Raw genomic sequence first — 17,724 nt, 5'->3', positions numbered from 1 at the left:
TTCACGGCGCGTCCTCCCGGGACAGCCGCGCGAGCCGGCGGCGCAGCGCCGCGGCCTGTGCCGCGTTCCCCTTGCGGTCTGAGATGACGATCATTTGCTCCAGCGCCTCGACGCAGTTCGGGTCCAAGTACAGCGAGCGGCGGAACGCCTCGGCGGCCGCGTCGGCCCGGCCCTGGGCGAACTCGATCGCCCCCAGGAGGGCGTAGAGTGCCGCCGACGCGGGAGCGTCCTTCTGCATCCGCTCGCACGCCAGGCGGGCCTCGGCCAGTTGTCCGGCGTCCGCCAGCGAACGCGCCGCTTCCAGCGAAGCCGGCTTCGGTTGCACGGTGACCACCGGCCCGACCACCACGGCGGGCGGCTCGGCGACCGGCGCGACCGGAACGGGTTCAACGTGCGGGAGCGGAGCACGGAACCCCGGCGGCGAAACGGCGGCCGGGACGGCCGGGGCCGCGGCCGCGCGGCGGTACAGGCCCGAGTCGCCGCTCGCCGTGAACTGGCCCGGGGGCAGGCGGTCCGCCTCGCCGGGCGTGAGGCACAGAATCCCGTCGGGGGCGAGCAGGCGTTCGAGCGACGCCATCGCCCGGCGGCGGCCGTCGGGGGTCAGGTAAATGAACACGTTCCGGCAGAAGATGACGTCGTACGCCGGCTCGTCGCTCAAAAAGCTCGGGTCGGTGAGGTTCGCGTGGCGGAACCGCACCTGTCGCCGCAGGTGCGGCAGCAGTTCCCACTGCTCGCCGACAGCGCGGAAGTTCGCCGGGCGAACGTCCGGGCCGGTCTCGCGGAACGAGAAGTTCGGGTACCGCGCCGCGGTGGCCCGCTCCAGGTGCCGGGCCGAGACGTCCACCGCGTCGATCGAGTACGAGGCCGCGGGGACGAAGCTCTCGTGGCACGCGATGGCGACCGAGTACGGCTCCTCGCCGGTGCTGCACGGGGCGCTCAGGACGCGGGCCCCCTGCCCCGGCGGCCGGGCCCCGGCGCGGGCCGCGACGACCTCGGCGACCCGGGCGAAGAGCTGCCGGCCGCCGCGGAAGAACCACGACTCGGGCACCGCCAACTCGACGCCGAGCGCCCCGGCCTCGGCCGGGTCGAGCGCGAGCAGCCCGGCGTACTCCGCGTGGGACGCCGCCCCACGGGCCTTCATCCGCACCCCGACCGCCTGGTGCAGCGCGGACAGGCCGAGGGACGCGGGGTCCATGCCGAGCCGCTCGCGGACGACCGCTTCCACCCCGATGAGGCTCATCCATGAACCCCCGCAGCAATCGCACCCCCGGACCCGGACGCGATCTGGGCCAGCAGCGCCTCGGGGTTCAGGACCCGGATGATCCCGTGCCCGTCGGGCAGAGCCGGCCCGAGGCCGAGGTGCCCCGGCCCGACCGCGCCGAGCGCGTCGGTCGGCACCTCGCGGATCTCGGCCACCTGGGTGGCGAGCAGCCCGACGAGCGAGTCCGGCGCGTCCGCGGGCCACGGGAACAGGATGATGCGGCTGCTGAGGTGCGGCGGGCACTCGCCCGCGCCCGTGAGCCGGTGCAGGTCCACGACCGGGACGACGTGCCCGCGGTACACGAACACCCCGGCCAGCCACGCGGGCGCACCGGTCACCGGGGACAGTTGCACCCGCGGTACGACCTCGCGGACGCGGCGGACGTCCACGGCGACGGTGTCGCGACCGACCTGGAACATGAGCGCGAGCATGGGTCCGTCTCACATCTTCAGGTCACCAAGTCATCGGGCCGTCAGGTCACGCTTTGGGAGCAGGGCTCCGACGGACTTGACGACCCGATGACTTCCGAACTTGACGACTCCACGTCAGGTCTTGAACTGACAGATTTCCGCGTTCAGCCCCTCGACCGAGCTGCGCAGGTGGGTCGTGGCCTTCTCGAACTCGTGGATCGACTGCACCGTGCGGCGGGCGACCTCGGAGATCTGCCCCATCGCGTCGTTGATCTGCGACGCCCCGATCGACTGGTTCTTCATCCCGTCGTTGACGAGCTGGAACCGGCCGCTGAGCCCCTGCACCTCGGTGATGATCTCCCAGGTCATCTGGTTGATCTTCGTGACCTGCCCGACCCCGGACCGGACCTCGTCGGCGAACTTGTCCATCTGCATGACGCCCGCCGAGACCGCGTCCTGCATCTGCTTCACCATGGTCTCGATGTCGAGGGTCGCGACCGCGGTCTGGTCGGCGAGGCGGCGGATCTCGCGGGCCACGACGAGGAACCCGCGGCCGTACTCGCCGGCCTTCTCGGCCTCGATGGCCGCGTTGATCGACAGCAGGTTCGTCTGGTCCGCCACCTTCGTGATCGTCGTGACGACGGCGTTGATGCTGTCGGCCTTCTCGCGGATCATGTTGAGCCGGGCCGAGACGGACGCGGTGGACTCGACGAGCTGCTTCATCTCGGCGGCCATCTTGGTCGTGTTGTTCCGGCCGTTGGTGGCCAGCTCCGCGGCGTGCGCGGCCGACGCGCTGACCTCGGTCATCGTGCCCGACAGGTCCTTGCTGGTCGCGGAGATCTCGCGGACCGACGCGGCCACCTGCGTGGTCGAGGCGCTCAGGTTGTTGACGGTCTGCTCCTGGTTCCGGGCCGTGGCGGCGATCTCGGACGCGATCGAGAGGAGTTGGATGCTGGACTCGCGGGCCTTGCCCACGATCCCCTGGATCTTGCTCACCAGCCCGTTGATCCCCTCCGCGAGCTGGCCCAGCTCGTCCCGCGACGTGACCGGGATGCGGGCCGTCAGGTCGCTCGCCCCGCTCGCGAGTTCCGAGACGCGGGCGTTCAGCGCGTTCGTCGCTCTGATGATGCTGCGGGCGACGAGGAACTTGGTCAACACGAGGGCGATCACTGCGAGCGTGCTCACGATGACGTTCGTGGCGCTCCAGAAGTGGACCCTCGCGGCCGCCTCCCGGCGCTCGGCGGTCAGGTCGTCGCGGATCAGGACCACGAGCCGCTCGTTGATTTTGCGGATCTCCCGGTACCGCTCCCCGATCTCGCGGAGCAGGCGGGCGATCTCGGCCTGATCGACCGGCTCCTTCCGGGCCGCGCGCTCGAGAAGTGGGACGTACCGGGCGTTCACCAGCCCGAAGAACTCGTCCGCCTTGTCGCCGAGGTCGCGGTCGAGGACCCGTCGGGCCTCGCCCTCGGGCAGCAACTTGAGCCGGTTGTCCCGCGCGGCCCGGAAGTTCGCCTCGCCGGCCCGGAACTGCTGGATCGTGCGGGCGATCTCCTCCGGGCGCTTCTCCGTCTCGGCCTCCTGGAGCGTGATGTATAGCAAGCTGGGGACGAACACGGCCGGCTCAACTTCCGAGTAGAACTCGGCCTGCCGGAGCATGTGCGCGTCGAGCGTGCCGCCGATCGAGAACCGGGACTGGACGTACAGGCCGATCCCGAGGGCGGCCCCGACCGCGAGCAGGGTGGCGGGAATCAGACTGTACAGCTTCGCGCGGATCGTCGTGGTGTACCCGAACATGCGGGGGCTCGTGGGGTTCGCCCTGGTGGGGTTCACCCTGAGTGTACCAGGCCCCGGCGAGAGGGGTTTAGCCATGTTGCCCATTTCCCCGCGCCGCCCGCACGGGGGCACCGGCACAACCGGTGCGGGGCGCACGGCCGGTACGGGCGGTCAGAACCGGACCTCGACCATCGAGAAGTCGTCGCCTAGGACGTCGCCGGGGTGCATCTCGCGGACGAACTTCAGGTGCCGCTCGATCACATCCCCGCCCTTCACGAGTTCGGGGGTGATGTGCGCGACGAAGTCGGCGTACTGCCACATCGGGCCGCTGCCCCGCTCGATCTCGAACACGCCGTCGCTGTACACGAGCAGGGTGCCGCCCTCGGCCACGGCGACCTTGTGGGTGTCGTACGGGAGGTCCGGCACCATCCCGACCGCCGGGCCGTCCACCTCCAGTTCCGTGACCGCGCCCCCCGAGAGGAGCAGCGACGGCGGGTGGCCCGCGTTGCAGTACAGGAGCTGCCGGTCGGCCGGGCGGTACACGCCGTACCACATGGTGAAGTACTTCCCGTCCTGCCGGTCCATCTGGAACATCTCGTTGATCTTGGTCATCACCTGCCCGGGGGCGCGGAGGTCCACCCCGGGCAGGCCGCCCGTGGAGATGACGTTCGCCGCCGACACCGCGAGCAGTGCCGACCCGACCCCGTGGCCGCTCACGTCCAGCAGGTAGATCACCAGGTGCTCGGGGTCGAGCCAGTGGTAGCCGAACATGTCGCCGGCGAGGTGGGCCGACGGCACGAACTTCCACGCCGTGCGGACCGGGCCGGTCGTGAGCGGGGCCGGGAGCAGCGACTGGACGTAGCGGGCGGCGCGGTTGACCTCGGCGGCCAGCTCCCGCTGGCTCTCGGCGAGCCGCCGGTACGCCTCGTTCCGCTCCAGCAGCGCGATGTACCCCCGGGAGTGGTACTTCACCCGGGCGACGACCTCCAGCTTGTCCGGCAGCTTGACCATGTAGTCGCTCGCGCCGATCGCGAACGCCTTGGCCTTGATGGTCGGCTCCTCCTTGCTGGAGAGGACGACGAGCGGGATGTCCCGCGTCGCGGGGTTGGCCCGGAAGAACTTGACGAGCTGGAGCCCGTCGATGTCCGGCATCACGAGGTCCTGCAGGATGACGGTCGGCTGGAACTCGTTGGCCGCCTCGATCGCCTTGGTCGGGTCGGAGCAGAACCGGTACTCCAGGTTCGGCTCGTCGGCGAGCATCCGGCGGACGGACTCGCCGACGATGGCCTGGTCGTCGACGAGCAGCACCTTGATCGGGAACGACTCGGTCACGGGCTCGGGCATGGCGAAGGTCCGGGGCTGGCTGGGGCTGGCGGGTCCACTCCGATAACATGTTACCGGCGGCGGCGGACGGCCGCCCCCGCAGAAGTCGGGAATCGGGTTCCAGCGGGCGTGCGAGCGATGCGGATTGTACCTCGGGATGAGTGGGAACTAGAGCGGCGGGCGTACCTGGACCGGGTGCGGCCGTGGGCCGAGGCGCGCCTGCGGCGCGTCAGCCGCCAGGAGAAGCACCCGGTCTACGACTTCCTCTTCGAGTACTTCTCGTTCCGCCCCGCGCACTTGATGCGGTGGTCGCCCGGGTGCGGACGCGTGGTGGCCGACGCGACCCGCGACGACGTGCAGTGGGCCGAGTTCGCCGCCAGTGACGCCGGGCTGTCACTCGACGCGGCCGCGTTCCCGGCGCAGCGGCACGGCTACCTGAAGTGGGCGGCGGCCTACCTGGAAGCGGTGGGCACCCGCGAGCCGGCGTTCGGGTGCGCCGGGTTGCACGAGTGGGCGATGGTGTACCGCGAGCCGAACGTGCGGCACCCCTACGTACCGCTGCGGTTGTCGCACGCGGAGACCGACGCGGTCGTCGAGGGCCTGCCGCTGCGGTGCTCGCACTACGACGCCTACCGGTTCTTCACGCCGCCGGCCGTGCCGCGGAACCGCTGGGAGCTGACCCGCGAAGCGACCACCGACCACGACCAGGCCGGGTGCCTGCACGTGAACATGGACCTGTACCGTTTCGCGTACAAGATCGCACCGTTCTGCCCGGGGGAGGTCGTGGCGGGTGCGTTTGAGGTGGCACGGGCCGCCCGCGAGATCGACATGCGAGCGAGCCCCTACGATCTGTCGGCGTACGGCTTCGCTGCCGTCCCGATCGAGACGGCAGCGGGCCGGGCCGAGTACGCCGAGTTGCAGCGCGAGGCGTACCGACTCGGTCGGCCGGTCCGCGAGCGGCTCCTGGGCGTGTACCGGGAGTTGTTGTCGGCGAGCCACGGGGTTCACCCCCGTGGTGCCCAACTGTTCGAGGACCCACGGGGGTGAACCCCGTGACTCGACGGTCACTTCTTCTCGGCCTTCTCCTCGAAGTCGCCGCTGTACTGCTTGCCGTTGGCCGTGAACGTCACCGTGCCCTTGTACTCCATCTCCTTGCCGAACCCGGCGTGCTTGCCGGTGAAGGTGTGGGAGGTGCCGTCGGCGGCCTTGTCGGCCGGGAGCAACTCGATCTCGATCTTCGGGTCGGTGTTCGACACGACGAGCCGCACCTTCTCGGCCTTCACCGGGGCCGGGGTCTTCTCGTCGAGCCCGAGGATCCAGACCGTCGCCTCCTTCTTGTCGTGGTCCGGCTTGAACTCGCCGTGGTACTTGCCGCCGCCGAAGTCGAAGATCATCCCCTTGTGCGGGCCGGGGCCATGCGCGTGATCGTGGTCGTCGTCCTTGTCCTTCTCCTTCTTCTTTTCTTCGGCCTTGGTGGGTGCGGCGTTCTTGTCGCACCCGGTCACACCGACCAGGCCGAACACCAGGAGCGCGGCCGTCAGGAGCTTCACAGTCATCACAAACCTCCGGGAGAGTGAATCGCGGACTTCGAGGCATCAACCGCCGGGGCCACCGTGGCCCCGGCGAGTGGGTCGTCCCCCGGCCCGGTGCGGGCGAGCCGCTCGGCGTCGCGGCCGCTGAACCGCCAGAACAGGCCGGGGTGGATCAGGAACTCGCAGAACGTCGAGGTGAGCAGGCCGCCGAGGATCACCGTCGCCACCGGGTACAGGATCTCGCGGCCCGGCTTGAGCCCCTCGGCCACGAGCGGCACCAGCGCGACGCCGGCCGTCAGCGCCGTCATCAGCACCGGGGCGAGCCGCTCCAGGCTGCCGCGCAGCACGGTGTCCTTCGTGAACGGCTGGTGCTCCGCCTTCATCAGATGGACGTAGTGCGACACGAGCAGGATGCCGTTGCGGACCGCGATGCCGCCGAGGGAGATGAACCCGACGAGGCTCGCGACCGAGAGGGTCTGATTCGTCAGGACGAGCGCGAGCACGCCGCCGATGAACGCGGTCGGCAGCGCGTTGAGGACCTGGAGCACGATCCGCGCCGACGGGAACAGCACCATCAGCACCACGAACATGCCCACGACGGAGACGCCGGCCAGCACCGAGATGAGCCGCGTCGCACGCTGCTGGCTCTCGAACTGCCCGCCGTAGTCGATGGTGTACCCCGCGGGGAGCGCCGGCCGCACCTGTGCGTCCACTTCGCGCTGGATGTCCCCGACCACCGAGGCGAGGTCGCGGCCCTGCACGTTGCACCGGACGATGATCCGCCGGCGGACGTTCTCGCGGTTCACCGCGTTCGGTCCGGTCGCCTCGCCGATGTCGGCGACCTCCCCGAGCAGCACCGGCGGCCGCCCCGGGCGCTCGATGCGGAGCGTGCCGAGCCGCGGCAAGTCGGTGCGGAACTCGTCGTCGAGCCGCACCACGAGGTCGAACCGCCGCTGGCCCTCGATCACCTCAGACACCTCTTCGCCCTGGAGGGCCGTCTTCACGACCGAGGCGACCTCCTCGCGGGTCAGCCCGTAGAACGCGAGGTCGGCCGGCCGCAGGCGAACGTGGACCTCGCCCGTGGCCTGCTGCATCTCGACGACCGGCGTCGTGGCCCCGGGAACGCCCGCGACGACGCCCTTCACCCGCTCGGCCTCGCGCCGCAGGACGTCCAGGTCATCGCCGTAGATCTTGATGGCCACCTGGGCGTACACCCCGGACACCATGTGCGAGATCATGTGCGCGAGCGGCTGCTCGGCCTCGACGTCCGAACCCGGGGCCGCCTCCTTGAGGTCGGTGAGGATGAGCTTGATGGCCTCCTGCCGGGTCAGGCCCGAGGCCGGGTTCATGCTCAGGATGTACTCGGTGCGGTTGACGGGCTCGGTGTGCTCGTCCCGCTCGGCGCGGCCGCTCCGCCGCACGAAGTGCAGCACCGGGTTGGTCGGCTTCTGATCGGTCCTCTGGAGCAGCGCGAGCCGGCCGTCAATGACCCGTGCGAGGCCGTTGGTCGCGTCCAGCGACGAGCCGGTCGGCAGGCTCACGTTCACCTGCACGCTCCCCTCGTCGAACGGCGGGAGGAAGTCGGCCCCGAGCCGCGTCACCTGCCAGCCCGCGACCGCGACCCCGGCCCACGTCAGCACGAGGAGCGGCACCGGGAAGCGCATGCTGAGCCGGACGAGCGGGCGCACCAGGAACTTCAAGAGCCGCAGGAGAGGGCCGTCGCGCTCGGCGTGGACGGCCCGCGAGTGCGCCAGCAGGTAGTACGACGCAACGGGCGTGACCGTGACCGAGACGACCAGTGACGCGAGGATCGACACGATGTACGCGAGCCCGAGCGTGCTAAACAGGCGGCCCTCGACGCCGGACAGCGCGAACAGCGGGAGGAACACGAGCACGACGACGATGGTGCCGAACACGATCGCCGAGCGGATCTCGCGGCTCGCCTCGTACACGACGAGCAGCGGGTGCCGGGGCTCGGCCGCGTGGTTGTTCTCGCGGAGCCGGCGGAAGATGTTCTCCACGTCCACGATCGCGTCGTCGACCAACTCGCCCATCGCAACGGCGATGCCGCCGAGCGTCATCACGTTGATCGACAGCTCCGTGCCCGTGACCCGCCCGACGAGCTTGAAGACAATGGCGGTCACCGCCAGCGACAGCGGGATCGCGGTCAGCGAGATGAACGTGGTGCGGACGTTCATCAGGAACAGGGTGAGGACGACCAGCACGAGCCCGGCCCCGAGGACGAGTGCCTCGCCGACGTTGTACACCGCCCGGTCGATGAAGTTCTTGAGTTGGAACAGGTCGTGGTTGACGGCCACGTCTTTGGGGAACGTGGGCTCCAGCTCCCGCAGCGCGGCGTGGACCGCGGCCGTGACCTCCCGCGTGTCGGCGTGCGGCTGCTTCACCACCGTGATGACCACGCCCGGAACGCCGTCGATGCTAGCGTCGCCCCGCTTGAGTTCGGCCCCCTCGACGACGCGGGCGACCTGGCTCAGCAGGATCGGCCGCGCCGTGACCCGGGCGACGACGACCGACGGGTCGCGCCCTTCCTCGTGCTCGTGCGGTTGCGCCGGCGGGGGCTTCACGACGACGTTCAGCAGGTCGGCGATCACCTTGGCCGGGTCCGGGCCGAGTTGGGCCAGCACGCGGATCGGCCGCTCGGCGTCGCCCCGGAGGTCGTAGCCGCCGGTCGTGTTCAGGTTGCTCGCACGGAGCGCCGCCTCGACCTCAGGCACGGTCACCTCGAACTTCCGGAGCGCCTCCGGGTTCAGGAGCACCTGGTACTGCTTCCGCTCGCCGCCCAGGACGATCACCTCGGCCACGCCCGGGACGCGCAGCAGCCGCGGGCGGATGACCCACGACGCCAGCGTCCCCAGGTCCATCGCCCGCGTCGCCCCGGTCTTCGAGGAGACGCCGACCTGCATCACCTGGCCCATGACCGAACTGGTCGGCATCATCTGCGGGGCCACGCCCGCGGGGAGTTGCGGCAGCACGAGCGCGATCCGCTCCTGGACCGTCTGCCGCGCGACCCGGACATCCACCGCCCAGTCGAACTCGGCGTAGATGACCGCCAGCCCCGCCGAGCACTGCCCGCGGACCGCCTCGACACCCGTGGCCCCGAGGATGGCGGTCTCGATCGGGTGCGCGACGCGGGCCTCGACCTCCTCGGGGGCCATCCCCGGGCACTCGGCGAGGAGCACGACCCGCGGCCGGTCGAGGTTCGGGAGCACGTCAATGGGCATCGTGCTCGCCAGGAACGTGCCGTAGAGCAGCACGACGAGCGAGCCGACGACCACGAGGGCGCGGTAGCGGAGCGAGGCGCGGATGATCGCGTCGAGCATGTGCGGTCCTCAGTCGTCGGCCTCGTGGAACGACCCGTCGGCGTGCCAGTGGCCCTTCTTGCCCCCGGCCCCGCCAAACCCGCGGGCCTGGAGCGCCTTGAGCGCCCGGTTCACCGCCGCGGCCTGGTTCCTCAGCACCGCGACCCCGACCTCGATCCCGTTCCCCGGCGCGATCGCCACGTTGAGCCGGTCCTCGCCGACAATCACCACGGGCTTGCGGTCGAACACGTCGCCGTTCTGCCGGAACACGTAGGCGTCGGCCCCCTCTCGGACAACCGCACCGGCCGGCAGCACGATCACCTTTGGGACGTTGCCCACCGGGACGCGGAGCCGCACCTGGCGGCCGGGCCGGTACGTCCACGACAGGAACGTCTTCCCGCCGCGGTCGTAGGGCGTCGCCTCGTTCGCGAGGGCCGCGTAGAAGGGGAAGGTGCGGCTCGCCGGGTCGGTCCTGCCGATCGAGCGGATCACGAGCTTCACCTCGCCCTCGGTGCCGCCCCGGGGCGCGGCGTCGAGGAAGTCCACCCCGACCGGCCGCGCCCCGCCGGTCGCGTCCGCGACGTACTGTGCCTCGGTCTCGAACGCCCGGCCCTCGATGAGCAACTCGCGGTAGTCGGCGAGCCGCGCGAGAAGTTGCCCCGACGCGACCCCCTGCCCCGCGGCGACCGCCAGCGACTCGACCTCGAACACGAACACCGGCGGGGGCGGCGAGGCCGACGTGGGCGGCGCGCCGGGGTCCGCGGCCGGGGCGCCGATCACGATCTCGGTGACCGCGTCCCCGGCCTCGGCCCGCTTCACGTCCCGGGGCTCGAACCCGAACGCACCGAGCTGCCGGCGGTGCCCCTCGACCTGCGTCGTGAGCCGCCGCACCTGGTTCTCGTCCTCGACCAGTTCGACGCCGGCCTTCGTCCCCGCGGCCACGAGCTTCGCGGTCTGGTCCCGGCGGAGCGTCGCGGCGACCAGGTCCTTCGCGTACCGGGCGAGGTCGGTCTGCGTGGTCTGCACGAACTCGCTGGCGAGTTGCACCGTAAACAACGGGCTCCCGGGCTTCACGGCTTCCCCCGGCGAGGCGTGGATGCGGCTCACCACGCCAGCGACCGGCGACGACACGGCCCGCGGCGACCGACCTGGAGCGTCGATGATGACCCCGGGCACCTCGATCACCCGCGGGTAGTCTTCGAGCTTGACATCTTCGCACCGGAGGCCGAGGCCGAGGACCGCCTCGTCGCTGAGCTTCACGCTCTGAATGTCGACCGGCCCCAACGGCCCCGACTTCTCGGCAACCGGGTGATCGTGGGCGCGCTGCCAGCGGTCCCGCTGGGTCCACGCGCCGGCCGCGAGGGCGCCAAGGAGCAGCACGAACGCCGTGCCGCGGAGGAGGAAACGCCAACGCATGTGGCACCCGGCCGACGAGGGCGCGAACGAAGGTGTGGAACGGAGTATGGAACCCGCGGACGTGTCACCGGGAGCAGCACCGGGCGCGCAGTGGTGCGGCCCCGCGTGCCCCGGCGCGGCGGGTTAGTTGCGGAACGAGCAGAAGGTGAGGTAGAGCGGTTGGTGCGGCGGACCAGCCGTGGACGGCGGGAGGCCGAGGCAGTGCGGTCTTCCGAGGGGGACCGGTTGCGAGGCAACGAACGTAGGGGAAGTCAGAGAGCGGGCGTCCTCGACGGCCAGGGCGCTCGGCCCGTGGGTCACCGAGAGCGCGGCGACCTCGACCGCGTCTCCGTCGTGGTCCCCGTCCCGATGGTCGGGCTCTTCGGCGGCGTCCGTGTCGAGGAGGTCGAGCAACTGGTGCGCGTGGACGTGCGACACCTCGCGGAGGCCGGTGCCAGCGGGACAGGTGACGCCGTGCGCGCGGCCCCCCGCCACACCCGTTTGCAGGGCGACGAGAAGGACCAGGAAGCAGCGGACGACCTTCATGCGGCGAGACGCTCCGTTGCGGGTATCTTCACGGCCGATGTGCCGCGTGTCAACCTCACCCGGGCCGGGCGGTCACTTCTGCAAGATCGGCAGGTAGTTGTTCGGGAGCTGGAGCACGATGAGCGCCATCGCGGTGGCGTAGACGCTCCCGTGGTACGGGTCGTTCCAGGTGCCGCCGCCGGTGCGGGCCTTCGCGAGCAACTCGTCTCGGATCGCCGGGAGCCACGCGTTCCAGTAGTCGTCGCCGGCCGTCCACATCGCCAGCGCCGCGTAGTACTGCCCGTACCAGTAGTGCTGCGGCGGGATCTCCCGCGGGGAGAACTGGCGGCCCGGGGTGAACTGCTGGAGGTACTTCAGGCCCCGCTCGACCTCCCGGCCCTCGTAGGTGCCGGCCGAGTACAGGCCGACGATCGACGCGGCCGTGCGGGCGAACGCCGAGAACCCCTGCCCCTTCCAGTAGCTGAACCCGCCGTCGGCCAGTTGGCACCCCTTGATGTAGGCCGCGCCCCCGTCGATCACGCTCTTGCGGACGAACACCCCGGCGTTCTTCGCGGCCCGCAGCGCCATCATCTGGGCGGTCGTGACCGACACGTCGGCGTACTGGACCTGCGGCTCGTACCGCCAGCCGCCGAGCGTGTTCTGGGCGAACACCGTGAACGCCACCGCCTGTTCGAGCGCCCCGCGGAGCTTGGCGTCGCGCGCGGCGGCCGGGACCATTCCGCAGACTTCCGCGAGGAACAGCGTGCCGAACCCGTGGCTGTACATCGGGGCCGGGTTGCTGTTCAGCCGGTGCGCGGCCTGGCTCGCGGGGGCCGTGAGGAACCCCGGGTTGGGGCCGCCGGCCGTCCCCGCCACGTACTCGACCGCGCGGGCGACGTTCTTCCCGAACCGGCCCCGGCCCGGCTGGTTCCCGCCCGCCATGAGCGCCAGCGCCGCCAGCGACGCGATCCCGACGCCGGTGCCGAGGGTCGGTTCGCCGAACGAGCCGTCGGCGAGCTGATTCCGCGCGAGGAACCCAAGCCCGCGCTCGATCGCGGCCTGCGTGTCGGGGGTGATGTACTCGGCCCCGGCCTTGGACCGCGACCCGGGCACCAGCGCCGCGGGCTCGGGCTGCGGCGGCTGGGCGTGGCCCACGAGGCCGAGCGCGCCGGCCGCGGCCCCGGTCGCCCCGGCGCGGAAGAAGTTGCGGCGGTCGATGCGGACTGGCATGGTCAATCGCCCGGGGGAACGCGGCGGGGGGATCACTTCTTCTCGGAGAGCGACGAGTAGTACATCTTGAGCAGGTCGGAGTACCGGGCGGTGAACTCCTCGCGGTAGAACTGCGTGGCCTGCTGGCGGAGCTTGTCGGGCAGGTGGCCCCACACGTCCTTCACCACCTCGGCCTCGTACGGCAGCAGCGGCGCCGGGTCGGCCTTCCCGCCCTTCGGGTCGGGTGCAGCGCCGCCGGCGTTCTTGGGGTCTTTCGGCGTGCCGCCCTTGGGCGGCGCGTCCTTCGGTGTGCCCTTGGGCTCGGTCCCCATCGGCTGAGCGTCCTGCTTGTGGTCGCCGCCCGCCCGCGGCCGCCGCTCGCGGGGCCGGTCGCCGCCCATGGGCTGTTGACCCGTGCCGCCCATCCCGTCCATCGGCGCGTCCGACGTCTTCGGCGGCGTCTCGTCCATCCCCTTACCCATCGGCTGCATGTCCATCTTCTTGTCGTCGGGGTCGGACTTGTTGTCCTTGTTCTTCTCCGTGTCCTTGTTGTCGTTCTTGTCCTGCTTCTTGTCCTTGTCCATGTCCTGGCCGGACATCGGCGGCGGGTCGTCCGGGTTGAGCAGCGCGTCGATGTCCTTGAGGATCTTCTCCTGCGCCTTCTGCGTGTCGGTGCCGGTGTCGGACTGGGAGAGCTTCTCGCCCACGTCCTTCGAGTTCTTGATGATCCGCTCGACCACCTCCAGCGGGTTCTCGCGCTTCGCGGGTTCGGGGACGGGGTCGCGGGTGCCGTCGGCGCGGACCTCGCGCGGCGGCGGGGCGACCGGCAGTTGCTGCGCGCCGGCCGTCGAGGCGAGCCCCAGCGCGAGTGTCGCGAACGCGAGCGTGCGGGTCATGGCTTCTCCGTCTCGGGGCCGGCGGGCGGCTCGGGCTTCGCCGGCGGCTCGGCGTCGGGCTGCTTCGCGTCCTGGAACAGCTTGGCGATCTGCTCGAACAGCGCCGCCATCTCGCGCTGCGCGTCCTCGAGTTGCTTGAGTTCCGCGCGCTCGTCCTCGGTCAACTTCGCGGCGTCGGGGTGCGCCTTCGCGAACTCCGCGGTGCGCTCGTTCAACTCGGCCTGGAGCGACCGGAGAACCTTGAGCTGCGCCTGCGGGGGGACGAGGTCGCGGTCCCCGCCCCCACCGGCCGGCGGCTGCGGCTGGTTCATCGGGTTCGCGGTCGGCGGCCCGTCCGCCTTCGGCGTCGGCTTGGGGTCGTCCTGCTTGAGCGCCTCAATGAGTTGCTCCAGGCGGCGCTGGGCGAGCCGCATCGGGCGGAGCACCTTGCGGTCGTTCTCCGCTTCGAGGACCGGGTCGAAGGCGAGGGTCGGGTCGGCGTCTTCGAGCCGGCCGGTGATCTGCTTCGCGGCCCGGCCCATGGCGCCGGTCGCCTCGGCGACCACGCGGGCGAGCACGGGCAGCGGTGCGAAGTCCTTCTCGACCGGCCGGAGTTCGTCGGCGATGGGCTGCTGCCGTTTCTCGGCGAGGTCGCCGTAGGCCGTGAGTGCGTCGCGGGTCCACTCCTTGCCGCCGGCGACGAGCTTGTGGACGCGCTCGGCCTCGGCGACGGCCGCCTTCTGGCGGTCGAGGATCGCCTGGAGCCGCTCGGCCATCTTCCGCCGCTTCTCGTCCGAGAGTTGCTGCGGGGCGGACGCCGCGGCCGCGTCGAGGCGGTCGCGGGCGCTGTCGAGCCGGTCGACGGCATCGTTCTGCGGGCGGATGCCGGAGTTGCCGCTTTCCAGGTCGCCGCGGGCCGCTTCCATGCTGTCGAGGGCGGCGCGCACGTCACGCGCCGGCCGTTCGGCGCGGTCGAGCGTGAGTCTCTGAAGAAGGTCCTTGCCGCGCTCGATGAGCTTGTCCTGTTCGGCCGCGAGCCGCTTGAGTTCCGCGGACCGGGCGACCGGGTCGGCGATCCGGGCGGCCTCGGCGGACCGCCGGCGGATGTCGTCCTGCGCCGCGGCGAGCGCGTCGAGGCTGTCTGCCGCCCGCTTCCGCTTGGCGAGGTCCGGTGCGGCCTCGGGGGCGCGTTCGGACAGCGCCTCAATCATGCGGTCGAGGCGACCGACGGCCGTGCGGAGTTGGTCGGCCGCGAGCGAGCGGTTGTCCTTGCGGAGCTTCCCGGCCGCGTCGCGGAGCCCCTCGGGGAGCCCCTGCCCGTCGGCCGCGGCGACCGCTTTACGCAGCGCGCCCGCCTCGGCCCCGGCCTTGTCCGCGGCGGCCTTGAGTTCCTCGGCCTCGGTCTCGATCAGCGTCGCGCGTGCGGCCTGCGCCGACTTTTCGGGCGTGCCGGGTGGCAACTCGGCGGCGCTCTCGCGGAGCCCGGCCGCTTCCTGGTTCTTCTCCCCGCTCGCCCGGCGGTGCCGCGCGGCCTCGCGGTCCTTCTCCGTTGCGAGCCGCCCGGCGCGCGTCAGGAGTTGATTGGCCTGCTCCGACGCCTGCTCGGCGCGGGTGCCGGCGCGGTCGAGGTCGCTGGCGGCCGGGGCCGGCCCGAGCTTCTCGACCTCCTCGGCCTGCCGCTGAACGAAGTCGCGGAGGACGCGCGCCTCGCCGCGGATCTCGACCGCCCCGCCCCACACCGCGAGGAGGTCGAGCAGGTCGGTCAGTCCGTCCTCGACGGCCTTCTGGTGGCGGCCGGCCTTCCGCAGCAACTCCGGGACGACGCCGGCCTGACCGGCGCGCGCCGGTTGGCCGCCGATCTGCCGGGCCTCGGTGAGCGTCGGCTCGATCACGGGCAGGTCGCGGTCCGAGAGGCGGCCGAGCGCCTCGGCGACGACGGCGACGCGGTCGGTCGTGTTCGACCGCGGGAGCGCGTTGACCCGGACCGTTTCGAGCAGCACGTCGGCCTTCGCACGCATCCCGTCGGACGGGTCACTGATCTTCCCGCGGAGGAGCCGCTGGGTCTGCTCCGCGGCGAGCAGCCGGTCGCGGTCCGCGGGCACCAGCGCCCCGTCGGCCTGGGGCACCGTTTCGCCGGCCTTCTGGCGCGCCTCGCGCTGCTGGTTGCGGACGCGGATGAGGTCCGGCCGCATGGCCGCGAGTTCGCGCTCGAGCCACGCCTCGACGGTCTCCGGGGTCGCGATGCGGATCTCGAACTCCGGGCTCCGGCCCGGTTCCTTGACGGGTGAGACGTCGTCCCAGTCGTCGGCGGCCCCGCGGACGAAGACGCTGTCGCCGTCGCGCAGCGGGTTCGTGCCGTCGCGCGTCAGTGCCGCCAGGGGAACGGAGTGCGTTGCCTCGGTCGCAGTCGGCCGCACGCGGGCGAGTACCCCGGTGCCGCCGACCACCGCCGCAAGCCCGTCGCCGACCGACCCGGCATCAAGGAGTGGCACGACCCTCACGGGACCGTCGCGGCCGACGCGGTACTCCAGGAACGTCCGCCGCACCGCGTACACCTTGTCGTCGGCGGCGACGTGGACCGCGAGCATCGCGGTGTGCGTCAGCACCTGCGGGTCCTTTCCGGGGCTCGGCCGCAGCAGCGTGACGGTCGGGGCCGGGTCCGGGAGCAAGCGGATTTCGACCAGGCGCGTTCCCGTCAGGCCGGTCTCGTCGGTCAGCCGGAAGGCGTACATGCCCGACATCGAGGGGGCGAACAGCGCGCTCAGCCCGCGGCCCGTGGAGTCGATCGTCAACGGGACATCGGCCCCGATCTCGTTGGCGAGGTCCTCGGCCCCGGCCGCGGCGAGCGGGTTCAGGTGCCCCACCGGCGCGAGCCCCGCGGCCTGCCCCACGATCGAGCGGTCGCCGGTGAAGGCCAGTGCGGCCGCCGCGAGCCGCACGTCCGACGTTGCGGCCACGGTCACGACCGTGCCGACGGGGATCTCGAGGACCGACGCGCCATCAGGGAGGTCGAGTTCGGGCAGGCCGGTGTACGCCGGCGGGCGCAGGCGGAACCGCGGGCTGGGCCGGCCGCCCCCGGGGCCGGGGAGCGGGACCAGCCGCGGTGGCGGGACCACGTCCACCCGCAGCCACTCGGATTCGTAGTCGTTCGACGCGACCTTGAACGCGAACGGCCCCTGTACCCGGGCGGCCTCGACGCGGGCCGTCACGACCGCCGCACCGGGGAACTTCGGGTCGTTCCCGACGGCGAGCGGGTACTGCTCCTCGAACTCCTCGCCGCCGGTCACCCGGAACGCGACGACCGCCCGGTCCTTGATGGCGCCGCGGACGACGAGCTTCAGGTCGAACGCCTCGCCCTTCGGCATCCGGGCGGGCAGTTCGGCGGGCACGAGAACCTGTACCCGCGTCCGCGTGGGCCACGGGTGGTTCCCGAACGGGTCGGCGAGGCGCGTGATCGCGACCGTCGCGCGCTCGGGGCCGGCGATCGCGAGGGGCACGGCGGCCGCGCCCACGGCGGCGCACGTCCACACCGCCCGCCAGCACTTCCCGGACGGGACCAAGCGGTCGAGGTTGTACCGGTTCGCGGCGCGGTGGGCCGACCGCACGGCCGCCTGTTCGAGGTGCGGCGACACCCCGCGGCCGACCGGGTCTTCCGCCTCCAGGAACGACACGGCCGACGCGAGGGCGTCGTTCAGTTCGGGGTACTTCTCTTCGAGTTCGAGCGCGATCGAGAGCGCGTCGGACCGCAGGCCGAGCGACCGGGAGACGCCGCGGAGCCACACCACGCCGCCGAGTGCGAGCGTGCCGGCGAGGGCCAGGGCGCGTGCGAGCGGGGGGAGCGAGACGGCCGCATCGAGTACGCACGCGACGAGGGCAACGCCGACCGTCGCGGCGGCGAACCCGAGCACCCCCGCGGCGAGGGCGACCAGCTTCCGGGTCCGCCCGAGGTCGCCGAGCGTGTCGGTCAGCGACTCGCGGCTGGTCGGGGGACGAAGGACGAGGGCCATGCGTGGTTCCCGTTCGCGCAGTCGAAGCAGAGAGCAGCACGATTGAGGTCAGAGAGAAGACGTTCCAGACCGCGGATGAGATTCGATCCCGGTA

The 17,724-nt window shown here is 71.7% G+C and carries 12 protein-coding genes; 1 reads left to right on the top strand and 11 read right to left on the bottom strand.

Annotated elements, in window-relative coordinates:
- Position 1: 1 nt before the first annotated feature.
- From ACTIGN_RS09280 to ACTIGN_RS09265, 4 genes are all read right to left on the bottom strand, one after another.
- Complete coding sequence (locus ACTIGN_RS09280) at positions 2-1,240, bottom strand: CheR family methyltransferase (protein ID WP_439623079.1); 1,239 nt, start codon at positions 1,238-1,240, stop codon at positions 2-4.
- Positions 1,237-1,692, bottom strand: coding sequence for a chemotaxis protein CheW (locus tag ACTIGN_RS09275; RefSeq protein ID WP_439623077.1), 456 nt, complete (start codon positions 1,690-1,692; stop codon positions 1,237-1,239). Before ACTIGN_RS09275 ends, ACTIGN_RS09280 begins: the two co-directional genes overlap by 4 nt.
- Before the next feature lie 114 nt (positions 1,693-1,806).
- Positions 1,807-3,465: a methyl-accepting chemotaxis protein gene (locus tag ACTIGN_RS09270; RefSeq protein WP_439623075.1), complete on the bottom strand. Its 1,659-nt coding sequence runs from the start codon at positions 3,463-3,465 to the stop codon at positions 1,807-1,809.
- Between the two features lie 150 nt (positions 3,466-3,615).
- Entirely contained in the window at positions 3,616-4,788 is a 1,173-nt protein-coding gene (locus ACTIGN_RS09265) for a SpoIIE family protein phosphatase (protein WP_439623073.1), read from the bottom strand.
- Positions 4,789-4,905: 117 nt separating this feature from the next.
- Here ACTIGN_RS09265 and ACTIGN_RS09260 point away from each other — a divergent pair, with 117 nt between their 5' ends.
- Positions 4,906-5,814 carry a 3-methyladenine DNA glycosylase gene (locus ACTIGN_RS09260; protein ID WP_439623071.1) on the top strand — a complete coding sequence of 303 codons (909 nt, stop codon included), beginning with the start codon at positions 4,906-4,908 and terminating at the stop codon, positions 5,812-5,814.
- 17 nt (positions 5,815-5,831) lie between these two features.
- Here the strand turns inward: ACTIGN_RS09260 and ACTIGN_RS09255 are convergent, their stop codons facing one another.
- The 7 genes from ACTIGN_RS09255 to ACTIGN_RS09225 all read right to left on the bottom strand — a co-directional run bounded on the left by ACTIGN_RS09255 (position 5,832) and on the right by ACTIGN_RS09225 (position 17,630).
- Entirely contained in the window at positions 5,832-6,323 is a 492-nt protein-coding gene (locus tag ACTIGN_RS09255) for a hypothetical protein (RefSeq protein ID WP_439623069.1), read from the bottom strand.
- The gene (locus ACTIGN_RS09250; RefSeq protein WP_439623067.1) at positions 6,323-9,640 is read right to left on the bottom strand and encodes an efflux RND transporter permease subunit; all 3,318 of its coding nucleotides are present in this window, start codon (positions 9,638-9,640) and stop codon (positions 6,323-6,325) included. Before ACTIGN_RS09250 ends, ACTIGN_RS09255 begins: the two co-directional genes overlap by 1 nt.
- A gap of 9 nt (positions 9,641-9,649) precedes the next feature.
- Positions 9,650-11,035, bottom strand: coding sequence for an efflux RND transporter periplasmic adaptor subunit (locus tag ACTIGN_RS09245; RefSeq protein WP_439623065.1), 1,386 nt, complete (start codon positions 11,033-11,035; stop codon positions 9,650-9,652).
- Between the two features lie 123 nt (positions 11,036-11,158).
- Positions 11,159-11,560 carry a hypothetical protein gene (locus ACTIGN_RS09240; protein ID WP_439623063.1) on the bottom strand — a complete coding sequence of 134 codons (402 nt, stop codon included), beginning with the start codon at positions 11,558-11,560 and terminating at the stop codon, positions 11,159-11,161.
- A 72-nt stretch (positions 11,561-11,632) separates the two neighbouring features.
- Entirely contained in the window at positions 11,633-12,769 is a 1,137-nt protein-coding gene (locus ACTIGN_RS09235; RefSeq protein ID WP_439623061.1) for a prenyltransferase/squalene oxidase repeat-containing protein, read from the bottom strand.
- A 32-nt stretch (positions 12,770-12,801) separates the two neighbouring features.
- Positions 12,802-13,644: a hypothetical protein gene (locus ACTIGN_RS09230; protein WP_439623059.1), complete on the bottom strand. Its 843-nt coding sequence runs from the start codon at positions 13,642-13,644 to the stop codon at positions 12,802-12,804.
- Positions 13,641-17,630, bottom strand: a complete 3,990-nt coding sequence (locus ACTIGN_RS09225; RefSeq protein ID WP_439623057.1) for a hypothetical protein — start codon at positions 17,628-17,630, stop codon at positions 13,641-13,643. The genes ACTIGN_RS09230 and ACTIGN_RS09225 overlap by 4 nt, the downstream gene beginning before the upstream one ends.
- Positions 17,631-17,724: the final 94 nt, after the last annotated feature.

It is taken from the genome of Gemmata sp., assembly GCF_051859125.1.
GTDB lineage: Bacteria > Planctomycetota > Planctomycetia > Gemmatales > Gemmataceae > Gemmata.
The sequence above is the reverse complement of the archived record's forward strand: the minus strand, read 5'-3'. Positions and strand labels throughout refer to the sequence as shown.

Coding starts and splice junctions, on each gene's coding strand:
- ACTIGN_RS09260 (WP_439623071.1), top strand. CDS start 4,906: ATGCGGATTGTACCTCGGGATGAGTGGGAACTAGAGCGGCGGGCGTAC.
- ACTIGN_RS09275 (WP_439623077.1), bottom strand. CDS start 1,692: ATGCTCGCGCTCATGTTCCAGGTCGGTCGCGACACCGTCGCCGTGGAC.
- ACTIGN_RS09265 (WP_439623073.1), bottom strand. CDS start 4,788: ATGCCCGAGCCCGTGACCGAGTCGTTCCCGATCAAGGTGCTGCTCGTC.
- ACTIGN_RS09230 (WP_439623059.1), bottom strand. CDS start 13,644: ATGACCCGCACGCTCGCGTTCGCGACACTCGCGCTGGGGCTCGCCTCG.
- ACTIGN_RS09255 (WP_439623069.1), bottom strand. CDS start 6,323: ATGACTGTGAAGCTCCTGACGGCCGCGCTCCTGGTGTTCGGCCTGGTC.
- ACTIGN_RS09245 (WP_439623065.1), bottom strand. CDS start 11,035: ATGCGTTGGCGTTTCCTCCTCCGCGGCACGGCGTTCGTGCTGCTCCTT.
- ACTIGN_RS09240 (WP_439623063.1), bottom strand. CDS start 11,560: ATGAAGGTCGTCCGCTGCTTCCTGGTCCTTCTCGTCGCCCTGCAAACG.
- ACTIGN_RS09225 (WP_439623057.1), bottom strand. CDS start 17,630: ATGGCCCTCGTCCTTCGTCCCCCGACCAGCCGCGAGTCGCTGACCGAC.
- ACTIGN_RS09235 (WP_439623061.1), bottom strand. CDS start 12,769: ATGCCAGTCCGCATCGACCGCCGCAACTTCTTCCGCGCCGGGGCGACC.
- ACTIGN_RS09250 (WP_439623067.1), bottom strand. CDS start 9,640: ATGCTCGACGCGATCATCCGCGCCTCGCTCCGCTACCGCGCCCTCGTG.
- ACTIGN_RS09280 (WP_439623079.1), bottom strand. CDS start 1,240: ATGAGCCTCATCGGGGTGGAAGCGGTCGTCCGCGAGCGGCTCGGCATG.
- ACTIGN_RS09270 (WP_439623075.1), bottom strand. CDS start 3,465: ATGTTCGGGTACACCACGACGATCCGCGCGAAGCTGTACAGTCTGATT.